The sequence below is a fragment of the Kitasatospora purpeofusca genome, assembly GCF_000718025.1.
GTDB classification, from domain to species: domain Bacteria; phylum Actinomycetota; class Actinomycetes; order Streptomycetales; family Streptomycetaceae; genus Kitasatospora; species Kitasatospora purpeofusca.
Map to the genome: position 1 here is coordinate 23,370 of NZ_JODS01000002.1, position 20,146 is coordinate 43,515.

General features: G+C 76.4%; 16 protein-coding genes. 12 read left to right on the forward strand and 4 right to left on the reverse strand.

Going from position 1 to position 20,146, the window contains the following annotated elements; all coding sequences use genetic code 11:
* Positions 1-84: 84 nt before the first annotated feature.
* Genes IF01_RS0103225 through IF01_RS0103235 form a run of 3 tightly spaced genes read left to right on the forward strand, consistent with a single transcriptional unit; the run spans position 85 to position 3,254 of the window.
* A complete protein-coding gene (locus IF01_RS0103225; protein WP_051754868.1) occupies positions 85-1,092 on the forward strand; it encodes a DMT family transporter in 1,008 nt (335 codons plus the stop codon).
* A 9-nt stretch (positions 1,093-1,101) separates the two neighbouring features.
* Positions 1,102-2,601, forward strand: coding sequence for a sensor domain-containing protein (locus IF01_RS0103230; protein ID WP_078879619.1), 1,500 nt, complete (start codon positions 1,102-1,104; stop codon positions 2,599-2,601).
* Positions 2,589-3,254: a response regulator gene (locus IF01_RS0103235; protein WP_030391689.1), complete on the forward strand. Its 666-nt coding sequence runs from the start codon at positions 2,589-2,591 to the stop codon at positions 3,252-3,254. The genes IF01_RS0103230 and IF01_RS0103235 overlap by 13 nt, the downstream gene beginning before the upstream one ends.
* A gap of 32 nt (positions 3,255-3,286) precedes the next feature.
* Here the strand turns inward: IF01_RS0103235 and IF01_RS0103240 are convergent, their stop codons facing one another.
* The 3 genes from IF01_RS0103240 to IF01_RS0103250 form a co-directional block, all read right to left on the reverse strand.
* Positions 3,287-4,309 carry an ArsR/SmtB family transcription factor gene (locus IF01_RS0103240; RefSeq protein ID WP_030391690.1) on the reverse strand — a complete coding sequence of 341 codons (1,023 nt, stop codon included), beginning with the start codon at positions 4,307-4,309 and terminating at the stop codon, positions 3,287-3,289.
* Between the two features lie 261 nt (positions 4,310-4,570).
* Positions 4,571-5,770: a glycosyltransferase family 4 protein gene (locus tag IF01_RS0103245; RefSeq protein ID WP_063764121.1), complete on the reverse strand. Its 1,200-nt coding sequence runs from the start codon at positions 5,768-5,770 to the stop codon at positions 4,571-4,573.
* Positions 5,767-7,053, reverse strand: a complete 1,287-nt coding sequence (locus IF01_RS0103250) for a glycosyltransferase 87 family protein (RefSeq protein WP_063764122.1) — start codon at positions 7,051-7,053, stop codon at positions 5,767-5,769. The genes IF01_RS0103245 and IF01_RS0103250 overlap by 4 nt, the downstream gene beginning before the upstream one ends.
* Before the next feature lie 511 nt (positions 7,054-7,564).
* Here IF01_RS0103250 and IF01_RS0103255 point away from each other — a divergent pair.
* The 9 genes from IF01_RS0103255 (at position 7,565) to IF01_RS0103295 (ending at position 19,576) form a co-directional block, all read left to right on the forward strand.
* A complete protein-coding gene (locus IF01_RS0103255; protein WP_106981184.1) occupies positions 7,565-8,641 on the forward strand; it encodes a GNAT family N-acetyltransferase in 1,077 nt (358 codons plus the stop codon).
* A 327-nt stretch (positions 8,642-8,968) separates the two neighbouring features.
* Positions 8,969-9,460, forward strand: coding sequence for a DUF8189 domain-containing protein (locus IF01_RS43485; protein WP_051740128.1), 492 nt, complete (start codon positions 8,969-8,971; stop codon positions 9,458-9,460).
* 149 nt (positions 9,461-9,609) lie between these two features.
* Positions 9,610-10,401: an aminotransferase class IV gene (locus IF01_RS0103265; RefSeq protein ID WP_030391695.1), complete on the forward strand. Its 792-nt coding sequence runs from the start codon at positions 9,610-9,612 to the stop codon at positions 10,399-10,401.
* A gap of 204 nt (positions 10,402-10,605) precedes the next feature.
* Positions 10,606-11,403 carry an ABC transporter ATP-binding protein gene (locus IF01_RS0103270; protein ID WP_051740129.1) on the forward strand — a complete coding sequence of 266 codons (798 nt, stop codon included), beginning with the start codon at positions 10,606-10,608 and terminating at the stop codon, positions 11,401-11,403.
* Positions 11,400-13,964: an FtsX-like permease family protein gene (locus IF01_RS0103275; RefSeq protein ID WP_030391697.1), complete on the forward strand. Its 2,565-nt coding sequence runs from the start codon at positions 11,400-11,402 to the stop codon at positions 13,962-13,964. The genes IF01_RS0103270 and IF01_RS0103275 overlap by 4 nt, the downstream gene beginning before the upstream one ends.
* Positions 13,965-14,469: 505 nt before the next feature.
* Complete coding sequence (locus tag IF01_RS43490; RefSeq protein WP_157855148.1) at positions 14,470-15,138, forward strand: hypothetical protein; 669 nt, start codon at positions 14,470-14,472, stop codon at positions 15,136-15,138.
* Positions 15,135-16,775, forward strand: a complete 1,641-nt coding sequence (locus IF01_RS0103285; protein WP_030391699.1) for a multicopper oxidase family protein — start codon at positions 15,135-15,137, stop codon at positions 16,773-16,775. The genes IF01_RS43490 and IF01_RS0103285 overlap by 4 nt, the downstream gene beginning before the upstream one ends.
* A gap of 304 nt (positions 16,776-17,079) precedes the next feature.
* Positions 17,080-18,441: a DUF2252 domain-containing protein gene (locus IF01_RS0103290; RefSeq protein WP_030391700.1), complete on the forward strand. Its 1,362-nt coding sequence runs from the start codon at positions 17,080-17,082 to the stop codon at positions 18,439-18,441.
* A gap of 355 nt (positions 18,442-18,796) precedes the next feature.
* Positions 18,797-19,576: a helix-turn-helix domain-containing protein gene (locus IF01_RS0103295; protein WP_030391701.1), complete on the forward strand. Its 780-nt coding sequence runs from the start codon at positions 18,797-18,799 to the stop codon at positions 19,574-19,576.
* Here IF01_RS0103295 and IF01_RS0103300 read toward each other — a convergent pair.
* Complete coding sequence (locus tag IF01_RS0103300) at positions 19,555-20,007, reverse strand: hypothetical protein (protein ID WP_051754950.1); 453 nt, start codon at positions 20,005-20,007, stop codon at positions 19,555-19,557. The genes IF01_RS0103295 and IF01_RS0103300 overlap by 22 nt on opposite strands.
* Positions 20,008-20,146: the final 139 nt, after the last annotated feature.

A 20,146-nucleotide genomic window follows, 5' to 3' on the forward strand; every position in this document is an offset into this window, starting at 1 on the left:
GACTCATGATCGGCCGACCCGCGACCCTCTGTCCATCGAGTACGAGCGGGCGGGCCGGGTCGGACCGCCGCCGGGGAAAGGCGGGTGGTCGGAGTGCGAGGGCGCTGGTGGCCGGGGTTCGTGGCACTGTCGGCGATCTGGGGCGCGAGCTTCGCCCTGATCAAGGTGGCGGTGGAGGCGGGGGTGCCCCCGGTCTGGGTGGCGGCCTGGCGCTGCCTGCTCGGCGCGGCCGCGCTGTGGGCGATCCTCGCCGTCCGCCGCGAGGCCGTCCCGCGCGACCCCGCCGTCTGGGGCCACAGCGCCGTCGCCGCGGTCCTGTTGAACGCGGTGCCGTTCGTCCTCTTCTCCTACGGGGAGACCCGGGTCAGCTCGGTGCTGGCCGGGGTGCTGAACGCGGCCACCCCGCTGTTCACCATGATCTTCGCGCTCGCCGTGGTGCCCGGGGAGCACCGGCCCGGCCCGCGCCGGCTCGCCGGGCTCGCCCTAGGCTTCGCCGGGGTGCTCACCGTGCTGGGCGTGTGGCACGGCTTCGGCGGCGCCACCGCCGGGGGAGCGGCCGGGGGAGCGGCCGGGGCGGCGGGACCGCCCGGCGGCGGGGCGGGCGCGGTGGCCGGCGGGCTGGCCTGCCTGGCCGCGACCTGCTGCTACGGCGCCGGGTTCGCCTACCTGCGCCGCCACCTCGCGACCCGTCCGCAGTCGGCGACCGCCCTGTCCGCCGTCCAGATCACCTGCGGCGGCGCCCAGCTCGCCGTGGCCGCCCCGCTGGCGGCGGGCGCCCCGCACTGGCCCGGGCTCGGCGCCGCCGCCGCCCTGCTGGTGCTCGGCGCGCTCGGTACCGGCGTCGGCTACATCCTCAACCTCGACCTGGTCCGCACCGCCGGGACGGCCGTGGCCGCCGCCGTCACCTACGCGACCCCGCTCTGGGCAACCGCGATCGGTGCGCTGCTGCTCGCCGAACCGGTCGGCTGGAACACCCTGGCCGGCGGCCTCGCGGTGATCGCCGCGGTCGCGCTCACCCGGCCGCCGACCGCCGGGGGCGGGGGAGGACCGGCCGTCCGGTGGGGCCGAAGGGCACGTCAGCCGGTCGGTTAGGGTGGGGCGATGGGCACGGGGCGGGCGACGGCCGAGAACACCGGGGCGGGCGCGACCGGGGCGGTCGGCGCCCCTTCCTCGTTCCTCTCCGCCACCACCGCCGTCGTCGTCGGGGCCGCTGTCGGGGATTCCGAGGCCGTCCGGGCTGCTGGGGCTGTCGGGGCCGGCGACCGGTCGTCCGAGGTGGCCGTCCTGGCGGCCCTGCGCGCCCGCCCGCTGCGCTTCCCGTTCACCCGCGACTCCCTGCGCTGCTGGGCCTACCTGTCCGGCGGCGCCGTCCTGGGGCTGGTGACGGCGGTCCTGCTGCTCGCCCTGACCGCGCTCGGCCTCGGGCTCTCGGTGGTCGGCGTCGGCCTGCCGCTGCTCCTCGCCGTCGCCCTCTCCGGCCTGCCGGCCGGAGCCCTGGAACGCAGCCTGCTCCGGCTCGTCGAACCGGAGCAGGTGCCCGACCCGCACCGGGCACTCCCCGGAGCCGGGCGCCCCGCCCGGCTGCGCACCCGGCTGCGCGAGCGCGCGACCTGGCGCGAACTCGCCCACACCCTGCTCGTCGCCCCGCCGCTCGCCGCCGCCGGCCTCGGCCTGACCGCCCTGCTGCTGTTCTCGGCGACGCTGGTCGTCAGCCCGGTGGTGGTCCAGGCGCTCGCCCCCGAGACCGTGATGCTGATCCCCGGCCACGCCGTGCCCGGACCGCTGCACGCGCTCCCGTTCACCGCCGCCGGCCTGGCCGGGCTCTACCTCGGCGGCCACGCCGGGGCGCTGCTCACCACCGCCCACGTCCGGCTGGCCCGGCTGCTGCTCGGGCCCCGGGAGGAGGACTCCGGCGGCACGGTCCTCGAACTGACCCGGTCCCGGGCCCGGTTGGCCGACGCCTTCGAGGCCGAGCGCCGACGCATCGAACGCGATCTGCACGACGGCGCCCAGCAGCAGCTGGTCGCCCTCAGCATGACGCTCGGCCTGGCCGCGCACGAGCTGCGCGGGCACGTGGACAGCGGTGGTGGGGACGCCGACGGTGCGGACGCTGATGGTGTGGACCGCCCGGCCGGGGCGCTCGTGCTGGTCGACCGGGCCCGGGGCGAGGCCCGGCAGGCGCTGGAGCAGCTGCGCGCCCTGGTCCGGGGGATCCACCCGCAGGTGCTCACCGACCACGGCCTGGCCGCCGCCGTCGCCGAGGTGGCGCTGCGCCACCCCGTCCCCGTCGAGGTCGACCTCGACCTGCCGGGCCGGCTGCCGGGACCCGTCGAGACCACCGCCTACTTCACCGTCACCGAGGCCCTCACCAACGCCGCCAAACACAGCGGCGCCACCGCCGTCACCGTCCACGGACGGGTCGCGGACGGCCGACTGGTGCTCCAGGTGACCGACGACGGCTGCGGCGGGGCCGACCCGGCCGCCGGGGCCGGGCTGCAGGGACTGGCCGACCGGGTGGCGATCCTGAGAGGACGACTGATGGTGACGAGTCCGACCGGCGGGCCGACCAGGCTCCGGCTGGAGGTGCCGTGCTCCGGATAGTCATCGCCGAGGACGCCGTGCTGCTCCGGGCCGGGCTGGTCGAACTGCTCACCCGGGGCGGCCACCTGGTGACCGCCGCCGTCGGCGACGCGGAGGCCCTCGCCGCCGCCGTGGACGCCGACCGGCCGGACATCGTCGTCACCGACGTCCGGATGCCGCCCGGCTTCCGGGACGAGGGGCTGCGCGCCGCGCTCGACCTCCGCTCCCGCCATGCCGACCTGCCCGTCCTGGTGCTCTCCCAGTACGTGGCCACCCCCTACGCGACCCGGCTGCTCGGGGCGGCGGGCGCGCAGCGGGCCGGACTCGGCTACCTGCTCAAGGACCGGGTCGGCGAGGTGTCGGAGTTCCTGGACGCGCTGCGCCGGGTGGCGGCGGGCGAGACCGTGATCGACCCGGACGTGGTGCGGGTGCTGCTCCGCCAGCAGTCCGCGGACCGCCCGATCGCCCGGCTGACCCCGCGCGAGCGCGAGGTGCTGGGGCTGATGGCGGAGGGCCTCAACAACCAGACCGTCGGCGCCCGGCTGAACATCACCGAGGCCTCCGTGGTCAAGCACTGCGGCAACATCTTCATGAAGCTCGACCTCGACCCGGTCGAGGGCAACCGTCGGGTGCTCGCCGTCCTGGCCCACCTCGCCGACCTCCAGGGCGAGTAGCGCCGTCGACGACCGCCGTCGACGACCGCCGCTCAGGCCGGGGGCAGGGGTGGCGGGTTGTCGAGGAGGAGGTCGTGGCCGACCTCGGTGAGGGTGTGGCGGACCTGCCTGCCCTCGCGGCGGGTGGCGATCAGGCCGGCCGTGCGCAGGGCGGCGGCGTGGGCGGAGGCGGAGGGCGGGGTGACGCCGAGCCGCCGGGCGAGCTCGGTGGTGGAACAGTCGCTGCCGGCGACGGCGCGCAGGACACGGGCCCGGGCGGGGCCGAGCACGGCGGCGAGGCCGTCGGCGGCCGGGGTCCGGGCCGCGGGCCCGGTGGTCGGGGCGGCGGCAGGGGCGGTGATCGAGGTGGCGATCGGGTGCAGCAGCAGGCTCTGGCGGTCCGGTCCGGCCAGCAGGCCGATGCTCCGTTGGACGAAGTAGTTGGGCCGCAGTTCCAGGCCCCGGCCGCCGAGGTCGAAGGAGCCCTCCAGGTCGCCGAGGGTGCACTCCAGCACCCCTTCGTCCCGCCAGACCGCGTTCGGGTGGAGCGAGTCGAGCATCTCGCCGATCCCGGAGCGGGCGGCGGTGCGGGCCCGGGCGGCGATGTCGGCCTCCAGGGCGCGGCGGATGTCCGGCCAGTCCGGGGCGAGACAGGCCCGGAACAGTGCCCAGGCACCGTCGCTGACCTCGCGCAGGCCCCGGCTGCCGTCCTCGCGCAACCGGGCCAGGGCGGTCGGGACGTCCGGGCCGCTGCCGAACCCCGCGACACCCTCCTCCACGGCCTGCTGCGGGACGGAGAGGAGCGCGTCGAGTTCGTCGGTCAGCTGCCGACGGACGGCGTCGAGGTCCGCCACCATGAAGTCGGGGACGCCGATCGGGCTCGCGTTGACCACCTCGAGGAAACGCACGGCCCGGTGCGGCACATGGCGGCGGACGTCCCGCCACCAGCGCTCGCTGCGCGACCCGCTGCCCTGGTGCACGCCCAACCGGGCCGAGCCGGCCATCAGATGGTCGAACGGGGATATGACGAACCGGGTCCTCGCGAGGTCCGCAACCCCGAATTTCAGTGCGATCACGAACCTTCCTCCGCCCCCTGCGGCAGTCCTGACCTGCCACGTTGCTGACTATTAGGCCCAGAGGCTAATGCATGGCCCTCCGGCCGCTCCGGTTGGCATGCTCTCTCTCGTCGGCGCGGCGGAGGCCCGCTCGGGCCCCCACCACGAGGGGAGTGGGGGCCCGCGTACGAACCTCGACCGGGCGTTCGTGGATCCGAACGCCCGGTGCCGCCCGGCGAATCGTCCCGGAGCTGACAGGTCGTGACCGGGCGCTGCCGGGCGCTACCGGGCGTCGGCCGCGCGCGGACGGCGGGGGTCGAGGGGGTCCGGCACGTCGTGGGGGTCGTGCGCGTCGGGGCGGTTCTGCGGTGGGGCGAGGAGGGTGGCCAGGCGGTCGGCGGTGGTGTCCCAGGACCAGTGGCTGCGGACCCAACTGCGGCCGGCGGCGCCCATCCGGTCGCGTTCGGCGGCGGGGGCGCGGAGGATGCCGGTGATCGCCGCCGCGACGGCGGCCGGGTCGCGGCCGTCCACCACCGTGCCGTTGACCCCGTCGAGGACGGCGTCCGGCGCGCCGCCCGAGCGGCCCACGACCACCGGCAGTCCGGCGGCGGCCGCCTCCAGGAAGACGATGCCCAGGCCCTCGGCCTCCAGTCCGCCCCGGCGGGTGCGGCACGGCATCGCGAACACATCGGCCGAGGCGTAGTCGGCGGGCGTCTGCGCGTGCTCGTGGCCGCCGGCGAAGACGACCGAACCGGGCTCGGTGTGCCGCCGGGCGAGTTCGCGCAGCCGGCGTTCGGCCGGGCCCCGGCCGACCAGGACCAGGACCGCCCCCGGCACGCTGCGCCGGATCAGCGGGAGCGCCCGGACCAGGGTGTCCTGCCCCTTGCGCGGGACGAGCCGCGCCACGCAGAGGATCACGGGTGCGCGCGGGTCGGCGGCCTCCTCGCGCGGCCCCGGGCGGAACAGTTCGGTGTCGACGCCCGGGACCAGCCGCTCCAGCCGGGGCGCCGGGCCGAGCGCGGGGGCGATCCGCTCGCGGGTGTGGGCGCCGAGGTAGGTGACGACGTCGACGCTGTCGCCGATCCGCCGCAGCAGGCGCCGGGCGACCGGGGTGCGGGCCCACCAGATCTCGTGGCCGTGGGTGGTGGCGACGGTCCGCCGTATGCCGGGCGCCTGCCGCCGCAGCTCCGGGGTCATCGCGGCGAGCGGGGCGGCGGCGCCGAACCAGACCCGGTCGCACCCGTACGCCCGGGCGAGTTCGGCGGCCCGACGGGTCACCCGGGGAGTGGGCAGCAGCATCCGTGACCGTTCGCGGACCACCGGGAAGGGCAGCGCGGCGTCGTGCCGCTCGGAGCCCGGTTCGGCCGAGGTGTAGACGACGACCTCCCCGGCGGGCAGCCGGGTGGCCATGGCGTGGACGAAGGTCTCGATGCCGCCCTGACGGGGCGGGAAGTCATTGGTGACGATGAGGGTGCCGGTCATGGCGCGGGAACCACCTGGGGTGCGTGCGGGCGGGGTGCGTGCGGACGAGGTGCTTGCGGGCGGGGTGCTTGCGTGCGGCGGAGGAGCGGGAGTCGGGGGAGCCGCGCGAGGAGGGGAGGGCGAGGTGCGCGGGGGAGGTGGGCGAGCCGGGGGAGGAGCAGCAGGAGGGCGGGCAGCGCGAGGTAGCCGAACCGGCCCGCGGGGGCGAGCAGGAACGCCAGGGCGAGACCGAGGGCGAGCCGGTCGGCGGCGGCGCGGGTGTCCTGCGGCGGGCGGCGCACCAGGGAGCGGGCGACGGCGGCCCCGGCGAGGAGCAGCAGCGCGAGGGCGGCGTACCAGCCGGCCGGGCCGAGGTCGGCGAGCAGCCGTCCGGGCAGTGGGCTGCTCGCCGGGGTGGGCAGGTCGCCGCGCCCGGTGGGGAAGGCGAACACCTGCTGCAGCAGCGGCCCCGGGGAGCGCAGCGCGGAGGGCAGCACCAGGGCGGCCGTGCCGGCGGCGGCGGTGCCGGCGGCCCGCAGCGCGGCGCGCCGTCCGCTGGTGGCCGCGAGCAGGGCGACGGCCACCGCGACCGCCGGCCAGGCCGTCCACTTGAGCGCGCAGGCCAGGGCGAGCGCCCACCCGGCGGCAACCGGCCGGGCCCGCCCGGCCAGGGCCAGGGCGAGGACGCAGAGGCCGGCCAGCGGAAGGTCGACCCCGCTGACGCAGAGCGGCAGCGCGACCACCGGCGAGGCGACGAGCGCCGCCACCGGGAGCACGCCCGGGAGCGCCGCCGTGACCGTTGCCGCGCGACCGGGGCGTCCGGGCCGCCCGGGCCGTCCGCGCCGGAGCCGGGTCGGCAGGACGGCGGCGGCCAGGCAGCCGAGGAACGCGGCGGCGCACCAGAGCCGGGCGTCCCCGGCCACCCTGGCCGGCCAGCCGTCCGTACCGAACAGGGCGCGGGGCAGCCCGAACAGTGCCATCCCGGGGAGGTAGGGCGTGTACTCCGCGACCGTGCGCGGCTCGGCCAGGTACGGCGTCCCGTGCCGGAGCAGCAGCTCGCCCGAGCGCTCGATGACGGAGACCTCACTCTGCCCCTGCCCGCCCACCACCAGGACGAACAGCGGCACCAGGACCGCGCCGAGGAGCGCGACCGCCACCGAGCCCCCACGCGCCCACCGTCGGGGCAGTACGAGCACGGCGACCGCCGCCGCCAGGTATCCCGCCGCCGCGCACAGCCCCCAACTCCGGTGCGGACCCAGCCCGGAGACCAGCGGGAACGCCCCCGCCCACCCGGCGGCGAGCACCCACCCGCCGCACCACAGAGCCCGCCGCCCGCCGGGAGGACGGGGGACGCGGTGGACCCGACGGGAGCCGGCGACGGCGCGAGGGCCGGGGCGGGGCCCGGGGCGAGGGCCCGTGCGTGCGTCCGTGCGTGCAGCGGCGCCGGTGTCGGGGTGACGGGTGGAGCGAGGTGCAGGGCGAACAGCAGGGTGAACTGCGGGGCGAACGGCGGGGCCGGGAACGGGTGGACGCGGGGTACGGAGGCGGTGAATCAGCACCACTTCATTGCAGCGGCGCAGGTCAGCGAGGTCATGGCGGTCAGGTCGAGTCCTTCGGTCGGGTTTCCCCTACCACCGGGCGGGTGTGCCGGGCGGCCCGCGGACTCCGGGGTGGGTGCGGACGGTGCGGACAACGGGCATGGCGCTGGGCTCCTCCTCGGCAGCGGACTCTCCGAACAAGTGAATTCGTATCCGACCTGACGTTCGGTGTCCACCGAATTACACACGGTGCCGATCGCTCGCTATCGTGGGAGTCGTGAACTCCTGGGACATGGCGGTCGGGCGGGCGCAGGAACGATTGGCCGCGGCGCCCTCCCTGCGGGCGGTGGCCGACGAGGAGGTGCGCGAGTTCGCGCTCTGGGACCTCGCGGCCTGCGCCGAGGGCGAGTTGGGCGAGCTGTTCGACCCGGCGGCGATCGGCCCGGCCGAGGAGGCCCGGCTGCGCGCCCGGCTCGGCGAGTCCGGCCGCGAATGGCCGGGCGGCGAGCTCTACCGGCGCCGCTACTGGCTGCTGGGTGACGGCGGCCCGGACGCCCCCACCGGTCCTTCCGGTCCTTCCGGTCCCGCCGTCCCGGTCGGGACCGTCGCGGTCGACAACTGGACCAAGGGCGCGGGCCAGTTGGCCGTCTCCTCGCTCTACCTGCGCCCCGACGCGCGCGGCCGGGGCCTGGCCGCCGCGGCCCTCGACCGGATCTACCGCGCCGCCACCGCCGAGGGCCTGTCCGGCTACCGGCTGGAGGCGGACTGGGCCTGGCCCCGGGCCGTCCGCTACTACTTGCGCCGGGGCCTCTGGGTGCGGTCCTGGAAGCACGCCATCGGTTTCACCCGGATGCCCCAACTCCCGCCCTACCGGGTCCGGGAGGAGCAGGAACGCCTGGTGCTGCTGGTCGCCGACCGGCCGTCGGGCGCCCCCGCCGGGGAGATCTGGACGCCGCTGCTCGCCGCCGGCCGCGAGGGCCGCTGGCTGCGCCTGGACGAGACCGCCGCCTACCGGCAGGCGGACGGCTGGGTGCACGACTACGCCCGCTCGACGCTCGCGCTGCACCTGGCGCTCGCCGGCCGTCCGCTGGTCCGCGGTCCGCAGTGGTGGGCGGAGGCCTGGCGCTGGTCCGACGGCGGGGAGCCGGAGGGACTGGCACACCGGATCGAGCAGTTCGAGCTGCGGCGCGGCGCCGCCGACGACCGGACGGCCGTCCAGCCCGGCACGGCCCGGCCGGGAGCCGTCCTGCCGACTGCCGCCCGGTCCGGGATCGAACTGCCCGCCCCCGCCGCCGCCCCCGTCTCTCCTCCTTCCCCCGCCCCGGCCCCCCGCCCCGGCGCGGTGGCACCCTGAGGCGCGCCTCTTCGATGTGCTGAGCAGCTGATCGGACGGCTCTGTCCGATTGGTGATCGGTGACGCGATGCGGGACCCCCGCTGTCCGAGCAGGCACGAACGGCCGCCGACGGCGACCTGTCCGCCCCCACGGTGTACCCGTGGTCGACCGCTCGGCAGGTCGGGGCCCCGCGTTCGCGGGCATTGGACGGGCGGGCGATGAACTCGATCGACCGCCGCTCCCGTTGCTACCGGTGAGGGTCCGTCGGGCGGCCGCCCGACGCGTCGCGCCGCCCCGGCACCACCGGGCGGTCGACGAGGCCCCGCCCCGACCGACCAGGAGCAGACATGAACAAGATCAAGGCCGCCGTCGCGGCCCTCGCCGCCCTCGCCGGAATCGGTCTGGGTGCGGCTCCCGCCTCGGCGGGTGACATCAACATCCCCGCGCGCTGCAGCGACAAGCAGTTCGGCGGCAGCTTCCTGTGCGGCGGTGACTTCCGTGACGGCGTGACGTACTTCGGTTTCCAGGACGGGAACAGCGAGATCTTCGTGATCGGCACCGACAACGCGGTGTGGACGCGCTGGACGAGCGGCAGCTCCCACAAGCTGAGCAGCTGGACCTCCCTGGGCGGCTACTTCACCAGCAAGGTCGTGATCACCCGTCAGACTCTCGGCGGCGCCTTCACCATCACCTCGCGCGGCAGCGACTACAACCACATGTGGTCCCGGGACCGCAGCCAGAACGGGACCTGGAACAACTGGTACGTCGACGGGCCGCCGATCGCCGGCGGCGGGAAGGCCGTGCCCGGGTCCGAGGAGCCCGCGGCGACCGCTCTCTGACCGCTCCCCCGGCTGCTCCCGGCCTCCTGCCCGTGCCCCGACCGGCAGGCTGCGGCACCCGGGCGGACGGCTGTCGGGCGGACCGCTGTCACTCGGCGCGGTGCCCGGCGGGGACTCCGCCGGGCACCGCCCCTGGGAGACTCGACGCCATGGCAGAGATCGAGATCGACGGCGTCCCCGCCGACCCCGCCCGGCTGGCGGCCCTGGGCCTGCTCAACTACGGCCACTTCACCACCCTGCGCGCCGAGTCCGGCCGCGCCCGCGGCCTCGCGCTCCACCTGGACCGCCTGGTTCGCGACTGCCGCACGGTCTTCGGCGCCGAGCTGGACCCCGCGGAGGTCCGGGCCCGGATCCGCCGGGTGCTCCCCGCCGACGGCGCGCCGACGATCGTCCGGGTGACCGTGTTCGACCCGGCGCTCGGCCTGGAGCGCCCCGCCGCCCCCGCCACGCCCCACCTGCTGGTCACCACCCGCCCCGCGCCGGCCGCCGCGCCCGGCCCGCTGCGGGTCCGCACCACCGCGTACCGGCGCGAGCTGCCGGAGGTCAAGCACGTCGGCCTGTTCGGCCTGCTGCACCAGCGCCGGCTCGCCCAGCTCGACGGCTACGACGACGCCCTGCTGCTGGACGGCGCCGGCCGCCTCGCCGAGGGCGCCACCTGGAACCTCGCCCTGCACGACGGCCGCACGCTGGTCCGGCCGGACACCGACGCCGAGCTGCCCGGCGTCACCGCCGCCCTGCTCGCGTGTGCCCACCCGGGACCGCAGCGGCGCGAGCCGCTCGCCCCGGACGGCCTGGACCGCTTCGTCGCCGCCGTCGCCCTCAACGCGGGCGCGGGCGTCCGCCCGATCGCGGCGATCGACGGCACCTCCTTCGACCCCGCCCACCCGGTCGTCGCGGAGCTGCGCGCCGCTTACGAAGGTGTGCCGGGCGAGGAGATCTGACCCGCCACCAGGACCGCGCGGGCCCGGCACCGAACGGACCCTGGCCATCCCGGTGGCCCGGCGCCACCCTCGGGCGGCCCGGAGGACACCCGGGGGGATAACCCCACCCCACGTCCGCCAGCGGACTCCATGGTCCGCCGCACCCCGTCTTCCTAGCCTGGAACACGTCGACCACAGGCGACGATCCACGAAGGAAGGCCCACCATGTCACCCCGCCGTACCAGCCCCCGGCCCGAGCCGACCGGCCACCCGGCCGCGCACGTCGCGATCGAACTGCGGGGCGTCCGGCGCAGCTACGGCCGCGGCGCCGAGGCCGTGCACGCGCTGCGCGGCATCGACCTGGCGCTCGGCCGGGGCACGTTCACCGCCGTGATGGGACCGTCCGGCTCCGGCAAGAGCACCTTCCTCCAGTGCGCGGCCGGCCTGGACCGCCCGACCGCCGGCGAGGTCCACCTGGGCGGCGAGGAGATCACCCGGCTGAGCGAGGACCGGCTGACCAAGCTGCGCCGCGGCCGGATCGGGTTCGTCTTCCAGTCCTTCAACCTGCTGCCCTCGCTGACGGTGCTGCAGAACGTGCTGCTCCCGCTGCGTCTGGCCGGCGAGCGCCAGGACCGCTCCCGGGCCCGTGAGCTGCTCGCCCGGGTCGGCCTCGGGGAGCACGCCGGACGCCGGCCCGGGCAGCTGTCCGGCGGCCAGCAGCAGCGGGTGGCGATCGCCCGGGCGCTGATCACCGACCCGGACGTGGTGTTCGCGGACGAGCCGACCGGCGCGCTGGACACCCGTACCGCGCACGAGGTGCTCGGCCTGCTGCGGAACGCGGTCGACACCATGGGCGCCACCGTCGTCATGGTCACCCACGACCCGGTGGCGGCCTCCTTCGCCGACCGGGTGGTGTTCCTGGCCGACGGCGCCCTCGCCGACGAGCTGTACCACCCGGACCCGAAGACCGTCGCCGACCGGATGGTGTCGCTGACCGCCCGCCCGCTGGAGGCGGCGGCATGAGCAACGGACTCGCCCGCGCCTCGGTGCGCTTCCGTCCCGTCTCCTTCGTCGGGACCTTCGTCGCGCTGTTCTTCGCCGCCGCCGTGATCACGGCCTGCGGCACCCTGCTGCAGACCGGCATCACGGCCTCGGTGCCGGCCGGCCGGTACGCGGACGCCCCCGTCGTGGTGGCCGCCGACCCGACCGTCGGCATCACCTTCCGGGAGGGCGAGGACACCGACACCGAGGAGCAGCCCGTCCCCGACCGGGCCCGGGTGGACGCGGCGCTGACTGCCCGGATCGCCGCGCAGCCGGGGGTGGCCGCGGCCCGCCCGGACAGCGCGTTCCCGGTGCAGGGCGGGCCGGGCGGCCCGCTCACCGGCCGGGGCTTCGCCGCGCTCGGCATCGCGGGCCCGCAGGACCGCCTGGTCGAGGGCCGCGCCCCCGGCGCCGGCGAGGTCGTGCTCGACGCCGACACCGCGCGCGCCGCGCAGCTGGCCCCCGGCGCCACCGTGGCGCTCACCGCGCCGGGCGGCGGCGGAAGCTACCGGATCTCCGGCCTGGCCGCCCCGCAGCCGGCCGGGCCCACGGCCTGGTTCGCCGACCAGCAGGCCGACCGGCTCTCCGGCCACCCCGGCCGGGTGGACGCGATCGCCGTCCAGCCGCGCGAGGGCGTGACCGCCAAGGCCCTCGCCGACCAGGTCGGTACGGCCGTCGGCGGCGCCGCCGAGGTGCGGACCGGCCGGGACCGGGGCGCCGTCGAGCAGCCGGCGCTCGCCGGGGCCCGCGAGGCGCTGGCCGGGATCGGCGGCTCCTTCGGCGGCATCGCCACCATGACCGCCGTGTTCGTGGTGGTCTCCACCGTCGCCCTCGCCACCGGCCAGCGCGCCCGCGAGTTCGCGCTGCTGCGCGCCGTCGGCGCCACGCCCCGGCAGATCCGCCGCACCATCGCCACCGAGGCGATGCTGGTCGCGCCGCTCGCCGCCGCGAGCGGCCTCCTGCCCGGCCTCGCGCTGGCCCGCTGGTGGTTCGGCGGGATGGTGGAGCGCGGGGCCGTCCCCGAGGCCGTGGAACTGTCCGTCGGGCCGCTGCCGATGGTCGCCGCGGTGGTGCTGTGCACACTCGCGGCCCTCGCGGCCGGCTTCTTCGCGGCCCGCCGCCCGGCCCGGATGCGGGCCAGCCAGGCGCTGGGCGCGGCCGCCGTCGAACCGTCCCGGCCGGGGTGGATCCGCACCGGCCTGGGCCTGCTCTTCGCCGTCGGCGGCACCGTGCTCGCCGGGGTCGCCACCGGGCTGAACGGCACCGACGCCGCCAACACCGCGCTGGGCGTGGTGATGTGCTTCCTGACGGCGGTCGCCCTGCTCGGTCCCTGGGTGGCCCGGGTCGCGGCCGGACTGCTCGGGGTGCCGCTGCGGGCCGGCGGCGCGCCCGGCTCGCTGGCGGCCGACAACACCCGCGCCAACGCCCGCCGGCTGGCCTCGGCGATCACCCCGATCGCCATGGTCACCGCCTTCTGCGGCACCCTGCTGTTCATGCAGAGCACCCTCCGGCACGAGAGCGGCGAGCAGGTGCGGACCGGTCTCACCGCCGACCACGTGCTCGGCTCCACCGGCCCCGGCCTGCCGGCCGCCGTGCCGGGTGCCGCCGGCGCCGCCGGGACCCCCGGGGTGGTCGAGCGGGCGGCCGGGCTGCCCGGCGTGGACGCGGCCGTCGGCGTGCTGCGCACCGGCGTCGTGTACCGCGACGGCCACAACCTGGACTCGGCCGCCGCACTGGGCATCACCGGCGACCCGTCCCGGCTGCCCCGGGTGCTCGACCTCGACGTCCGCACCGGTGCGCTCGCCGACCTGGGCCGGTCCCCGGACACCGTGGCACTGGACGCGACCCTGGCCTCCGCCCTGGGCGCCGAGGTGGGCGAGCGGGTGCAGCTCTGGCTCGGCGACGGGACGGAGAGCAAGCCGCTGGTGGTCGCCACCTACGGGCGCGGGCTCGGCTTCGGCCAGGTGCTGCTGCCGAGGGCGGCGGTGGCGGAGCACGTCACCGCGGCGTTCGACCAGCAGGTGCTGGTCGCGGACGCGCCCGGCGCCGACCGGGCGGCGGTCGCCCGGGGGCTGGCGGGGCTCGGCGTCCCGGGCATGACCGTCACCGACCGGGCGGGCTTCGCCGCCCAGGCGGACAAGGACCAGGAGATGGGCGCCTGGGCGAACGCGGTGATGGCCGGGGTGCTCGGCGGGTTCGCCGCGGTCACGGCCGCGAACACCCTGGTGATGACGGTGCTGGACCGGCGGCGCGAGGTGGCGCTGCTCCGGCTGGCCGGGACCACCCGGGGGCAGGTGCGCCGCATGATGCGCTGGGAGGCGCTGCTGGTGGCCGCGACCGGCCTGGGGGTCGGCGCGGTGATCGCCTGGGTCACCCTGGTGCCGGTCACCCGGGGCCTCACCGGTGCCTCGCCGTACGTGCCGCCGGGGACGGCGCTGCCGCTGGCCGCCGGGGCGGTGGCGCTGTGCCTGGCCGCGACCGCTGCTCCGGCCAGGGCGCTGCTGCGGTCCCGGCCGATCGCGATGGGCGGCGGGAAGCAGTAGCGGTTCCGCACGCGACGCGACGCGACGGGGTGTGGCGAGGCGAGGCGTGGCGGGGCGTGGCGGGAGAAGGGGCGGCCTTCGGGTCCGGGCCCCGGTCCACCGAGGGCGACGGGGGTGTCGTCGGTGGACCGGGGCCCTTCGCGTGCGCGGGGCCGCGTCCGCGGGTTCGCGTGTACGTGCCCGCGCGCGCGGTTCTGCGCACGCGTGGGCTCGTGGGAGCACGACAGGGGCTCGCGGCGGAGGCCCGCGCGGGACGTCGCACCGGCCGTTCGGGTGACAAAGCCGGGCTGAACAGCCGCGCGAGAGTGGTCGTCGGCCGTAAAGCCCTTGAGCCACACCGATAGTGATGTGTGATCAGTTACGCTCACGGCCGCGTCCGTCCAGGTGGCGCGCGCCCGTAGTGCCACGTCACACCCACCCGCCCCCCGCGCCGAGCGCGTCCGGCATGCCTGTCATCCCGGCCTGCCCGCTCCGCCGCGGTGCCCGGCAGAGAGAAGGCCGACCGTTGAGCAGTCCCCCCGTGGCCCGCACGCCCCGCCTTCCGTCGCTCGCCCCGGCGGGCCCGTCGGCCCCTGCCCCGGCCGTCCCCCCGGGGATCCGCCTGCCGCGGCTGCTGCTGCGGGCCACCGCGACCGCGTCGGCCGTGCTGGGGCTGGCCCAGACGGTGCTGGCCGGCAGCTTCCTGAACGGCCACTACGAGGCGCTGCGGGCGCACGAGCTGGCCGCGATGGCCCTGGGCGGCCTGCTGCTCGCCCAGCTGCCGGTGGCCGCGCTGGTCCGCCGCGGCGGGGGAGCGGGCGGCGCGCGCGGGCCGTGGTGGCCGCTCTGCGCCAGCGCGCTGCTGCTGGCCGCGCTGGGGGCCCAGATGGGGACCGGCTACGAACGGGCGGTCGGCGTGCACGTGACCCTGGGCGTGCTGCTGGTCAGCGGGCTGCTGTTCGGCCTGGTCGGGGCCTGGCGGCCGGCCCCGGCCCTGGCCCCGGTCCCGGCCCCGGCGCTGTCGCCGTCGTCGGACACTGAACCCGTCGCCGAAGCGCCCGCCGAGTCCGAGTCCGAGTCCGGCTCCGAACCCGAGTCCGGCTCCGTGGCCGGTTCCGGGACCGGCGACGGCGGCTCCGGTCGGCTGCCCCGGCCCACCGGCCCGGGCGCCGACGCGGTGGAGGTGACGCCGTGAACCGCCGCCGGTTCCTCGGCGCCGGCGTGGCCGTGCTCGGTGCGGGTGCCGTCGGGGCCTTCGCCGGCCCGGCGACTGCCCGGCTGCTGGCCGAGGGCCGGCCCGGCCGGCTGCTGAGCAGCGAGGTCCCGCTGCCGGCGGCGTTCCAGGTACCGCTTCCCGTCCCGGCGGTCCTCGCCCCCGTCCGCTCCGACGCCACCTCGGACCACTACGAGATCACCCAGCAGATCGCCCGGCTGGAGGTCCTGCCCGGACTGCGCACCGAGGCCTGGACGTACGGCGGGACCTTCCCCGGTCCGACCCTGGTGGCCCGCTCCGGCCGGGAGATGGTGGTGCGGCACCGCAACGAGCTGGCGGTGCCCACCGTGGTCCACCTCCACGGCGGCCACACCCCGGCGGAGAGCGACGGCTACCCGGTGGACCTGCTGCTCCCGGTCGGCTCGTCCGCCGACCGTTCCACCTGGGCCGCCCACGCCGACCACCCGGGCCATGCCGACCACCCGATGGCCGGAATGGCCGGAATGGCGGGCATGGCCGGCATGACCGGAACGACGGGTGCCGCAGACCTCTCCCGGACCGTCACCGGCGAGCGCACGTACGGCTACCCGTGCCGCCAGCGCGCGGCCACCCTCTGGTACCACGACCACCGGATGGGCTTCACCGGTCCCGGCGTCTGGCGCGGCCTGGCCGGTTTCCACCTGGTCCGCGACGAGGAGGAGGAGGCCCTGCCGCTGCCGCGCGGCGAGCGCGAACTCCCGCTGATGCTCGCCGACCGGTCCTTCAGCGCCGACGGCTCCTTCGCCTACCCCGCCGCCGACGCGACCCTCGCCGTCCCCGGCGTCACCGAGGACTACATGAACGGCGTCCTCGGCGACGTCGTCCTGGTCAACGGCGCCCCCTGGCCGCGCGCCGAGGTCGACCGGGCCCGCTACCGGCTGCGCGTGCTCAACGCCTCCAACACCCGCCTCTACCGGCTGGAACTCGACCCGCAGCCGTCCGGCGGCGACGCCCTGGTCCAGATCGGCGGCGACGGCGGCCTGCTGGAGCAGCCGATCGCGCACGACGCGGTCGAGATCGCGCCCGCCGAGCGCTTCGACCTGGTGGTCGACTTCGCCCGCTACCCGGCCGGCACCCAGGTCCGGCTGATGAACCGGTTCGGCAGCGGGCGGACGGAGGAGGTCATGCGCTTCGACGTCTCCTCGCGGCCGGTGCGCGACGACTCGACCGTCCCCGAACGGCTCTGCACCCTGGAGCGGCTCGACCCGGCCGCCGCCGTCACCACCCGGACCTTCGGCTTCCGGCGCAGCCGCAACGCGGGCTGGACGATCAACAACCAGCCCTACGAGCCGGGCCGCTCGCTCGCCCGGCCGGCGCTCGGTTCCATCGAGAAGTGGCGGTTCTTCTCGGACGTCCACCACCCCGTCCATGTGCACCTGAACTCCTTCCAGGTGCTGTCCCGCAACGGCAAGGACCCGGGGCCGTACGACGCGGGCTGGAAGGACACCGTGGACCTGCGGCCGGCCGAGGCGGTGGAGGTGCTGGTGCGGTTCACCGACTACGCGGGGACGTACATGCTGCACTGCCACAACCTGGAGCACGAGGACATGGCGATGATGGCGGACTTCGTGGTCGAGTGATCGGCGGCGCCCCGCCCGGTCGGCCCGGTTCGTTCGGCTCAGCCCGGTCGGCCCGGTCCGTTCGGCTCAGCCCGGTCGGTGGGGCCCGTTCGGCGGAGCGCGGCGGGCACCGGGGCGGGCGACCGGACGCCCGCCCCGGTCCGCCCGTCCGCCCCGTCCCCGGCACGGACCGTTCGGTCCCGACATGCCGCGCCGCCGGGCGTGATCTAGCGTCGCGGGGAGGACCGCGGGAGCATCCCGGTCCTGCCGGACGGGGGACCCGCTGGACGGGAACCCGCCGGACGGACGCACCGAGGAGCCGCGCATGACCAGTCCGACCGAACGCCGGCGGCGCGGCCGGGCCGCCCGCGACCGCGTACCGCGTTCCGCCCACGGCCCCTGGATCCCCTCCGCCGACCGGCCCGACCCGCTGGCCGTGCTGGCCCGGCAGGCCGAGGACCGGGTCGCCGACCTCGGCCCGATCCGCTACGGGCGGATGGCCGAATCGCCGTTCGCCTTCCTGCGCGGCTCCGCCGCCGTCATGGCCGCCGATCTGGCGGCCGTCCCCGACACCGGTATCACCGTCCAACTCTGCGGTGACGCCCACCTGTTGAACTTCGGCGTGTACGCCTCGCCGGAGCGGGCACTGCTCTTCGACGTCAACGACTTCGACGAGACCTACCCCGGCCCGTTCGAGTGGGACGTCAAGCGCCTCGCCGCCAGCGTCGCCGTCGCGGCCCGCGACAACGGCCACTCCGAGGAGCAGGTCCGCCGCGCCGCGCTCACCGCCGCGCAGGGCTACGCCACCGCCGTGCGCCGCCTCGCCGGGATGGGCGAACTCGACGTCTGGTACGCCCGGATCGACACCGAGGACATCCTGCCGCTGGTCGGCAAGGCCAGCCGCCGCAAGCGCGTCGAGGCCAACCTGGACAAGGCCCGCCGCCGCACCAGCCTCCAGGCCTTCGGCAAGCTCACCGAGAAGGGCGAGGACGGGCGGCGGCGGATCGTCGACGACCCGCCGCTGATCGAGCGGCTGCCGGAGGACGAACTGCGCCTGGTCGGCAAGATCTACGGCGACTACCGGGCCACCCTCGCCGAGGACCGCCGCGTGCTGCTCGACCGGTTCCAACTGGTGGACGTCGCCCGCAAGGTGGTCGGCGTCGGCAGTGTCGGTACCCGCTGCTTCATCCTGCTGCTGTCCGGGCGGGACGAGAGCGATCCGCTGTTCCTGCAGATCAAGGAGGCCGGGCGGTCCGTGCTGGAGGAGTACCTGCCCGTCTCCCGCCCGTCCGCCGAGGCGCCGGTGGTCCACGGCGGCCGTCGGGTCGTCACCGGCCAGCACCTCATGCAGGCGGCCAGCGACATCTTCCTCGGCTGGACCACCGGCCCGGCCGGGCGGCACTTCTACGGCCGCCAGCTGCGCGACATGAAGGGCTCGGCGGACGTCGCCCGGATGACGCCAGCCGACCTGCGGAAGTACGCCGACCTCTGCGGCCGTACCCTTGCCCGCGCGCACGCCCGCTCCGGCGACCGGTTCGCCGTCGCCGGCTACCTGGGCCGCTCGGACGTCTTCGCCGAGGCCATCGCCGACTTCTCGGTCCGGTACGCCGACCGGACCGCCGCCGACCACGCCGAGCTGCTGGCGGCGATCGACGAGGGCACGGTGACGGCGCAGCGGGGCGTCTGAGGGGGTTGGGCGCTTGGCCAACGGGCGTCCGGGCGGGCGGTCGGCGGGGCGGTTGGGCGCTTGGCCAACGGGATGTCCGATGGGTTGGGCGTGCGACCAACAGGGTGCCGGTCCGGCGAACTGGGTGCCCGCCCAACAGGCCGTCCGGGCAGTTGGCCACCCGACCAATGGGATGACCGAGCGGTTGGGCGTGTGACCAACAGGGCGTTTTCGAGCAGCTGGTCGCCCGGCCAGCAAAGGTGCCCGGCCCGCTCGGCCCCTCCCTGCCCCACCCCCCTGCCCCGCCCCGAGAGTTCACCGCGCATTCCCTCCGGGGAATGGCTCGGCGGCCCCGTTCCGGCTACAACTGGCTGTCGTGGACTTTCCCAGTACGCTCCGCGAGCGCCGCACCGGCCGCCGCCTCAGCCAGCTCGAACTCGCCGGCCGGGCGGGCACCACCCAGCGCCACCTCAGTTTCATGGAGTCGGGCCGGTCGGCCCCCGGGCGCGGCATGGTCGTCCGGCTCGCCGAGTCGCTCGACCTGTCGCTGCGCGAGCGCAACGAGCTTCTGCTGTCGGCCGGTTACGCCCCCGTGTACGCGGAGTGCCAGCTCGACGGGCCCGAGCTGGCGCCCGTCCGCTCCGCGCTCGGCCACATCCTGGAAGGTCATCTCCCCTACCCCGCCGTGGTGGTGGACGGCCGGGGCGACATCGTCGCGGCCAATGCCGCGCTCGGACTGCTGACCGAGGGGGCCGCGCCCGAGCTGCTCGGCCGGGGCGCGAACGCCTACCGGCTCGCCCTGCATCCGGCCGGGCTCGCCCCGAGGATCGTCAACTTCGCGGCGTGGTCCCGGCATGTCCTGGCGGCGACCTCGCACCTGGCTGAACTGCACGACGAACTGGCGGGCTACGTGCCGCCGTTGGACGAGTCCCCGGCCGCCCGGGATCCGCTGGGCTTCGCCGTCCCGCTGCATCTGCGCAGCCCGTACGGCGAGTTGCACCTGATGACGACGGTGACCACCTTCGCGACCGCCGTCGACGTGACGCTCGCCGAACTGCGACTGGAGGCCTTCCTGCCGGTCGACGAGCCGACGGCTGTCGCCCTGCGCGCCTATGCGGAGCTGGAGCCGGGGGATCAGAGCCCGGGGAACTGGTAGTCGGTCGCGATCCGGCCGTCCTTGTCCAGTACCAGCAGCTCGACCCCGCCGCCGAGCACCTCGTCCTCGCCCGGGCGCACCATCACCCAGGTCAGCTTGACGGCGTCGCCGACCTGGATCGCCTCACCCTGCTCGCGGAACACGTAGTCGCCGCCGGCCACGAACTCCTCGTGCGCCCGGGCCACCCGCCGCTCCAGGGCGCCGTGGCCGCGGGCCTCCAGCACGGTTTCCGCGAAGCCGAGTTCGGCCGCCCGCTCGCGCATGTCCTCGGGCGGCTGGAGCAGGTGGACGCCGTCCGTCGCCCACAGCTCCTCGACCGCCCGGCGCCGCCGCTCCGGGTCGGGCTCGTTCCAGAGCGCGACATAGCGCTCGGCGATCTGCTGCGCGGTGCCGGTGCTCACGTTGGTGCTGGTGCTGGTCCTCGTGCTCATCGTGACTTCCTCGATCCCCTCGTAGTCGTCCTTCGCGCCACCCATCCTGGGAGACGGAGGGAGGCCCGACAATTCCCGGCGGGGAATGCCGACAGGCCGCCCCGGGGCCCGTCCGGGGCCCGTCCACCGGCGGGGGAGG

What these genes read in the sequence shown, in the direction of transcription:
- IF01_RS0103230 (WP_078879619.1), top strand. Translation starts at nt 1,102, where the DNA reads ATGGGCACGGGGCGGGCGACGGCCGAGAACACCGGGGCGGGCGCGACC.
- IF01_RS0103245 (WP_063764121.1), bottom strand. Translation starts at nt 5,770, where the DNA reads ATGACCGGCACCCTCATCGTCACCAATGACTTCCCGCCCCGTCAGGGC.
- IF01_RS43485 (WP_051740128.1), top strand. Translation starts at nt 8,969, where the DNA reads ATGAACAAGATCAAGGCCGCCGTCGCGGCCCTCGCCGCCCTCGCCGGA.
- IF01_RS0103265 (WP_030391695.1), top strand. Translation starts at nt 9,610, where the DNA reads ATGGCAGAGATCGAGATCGACGGCGTCCCCGCCGACCCCGCCCGGCTG.
- IF01_RS0103270 (WP_051740129.1), top strand. Translation starts at nt 10,606, where the DNA reads ATGTCACCCCGCCGTACCAGCCCCCGGCCCGAGCCGACCGGCCACCCG.
- IF01_RS0103275 (WP_030391697.1), top strand. Translation starts at nt 11,400, where the DNA reads ATGAGCAACGGACTCGCCCGCGCCTCGGTGCGCTTCCGTCCCGTCTCC.
- IF01_RS0103290 (WP_030391700.1), top strand. Translation starts at nt 17,080, where the DNA reads ATGACCAGTCCGACCGAACGCCGGCGGCGCGGCCGGGCCGCCCGCGAC.
- IF01_RS0103300 (WP_051754950.1), bottom strand. Translation starts at nt 20,007, where the DNA reads ATGAGCACGAGGACCAGCACCAGCACCAACGTGAGCACCGGCACCGCG.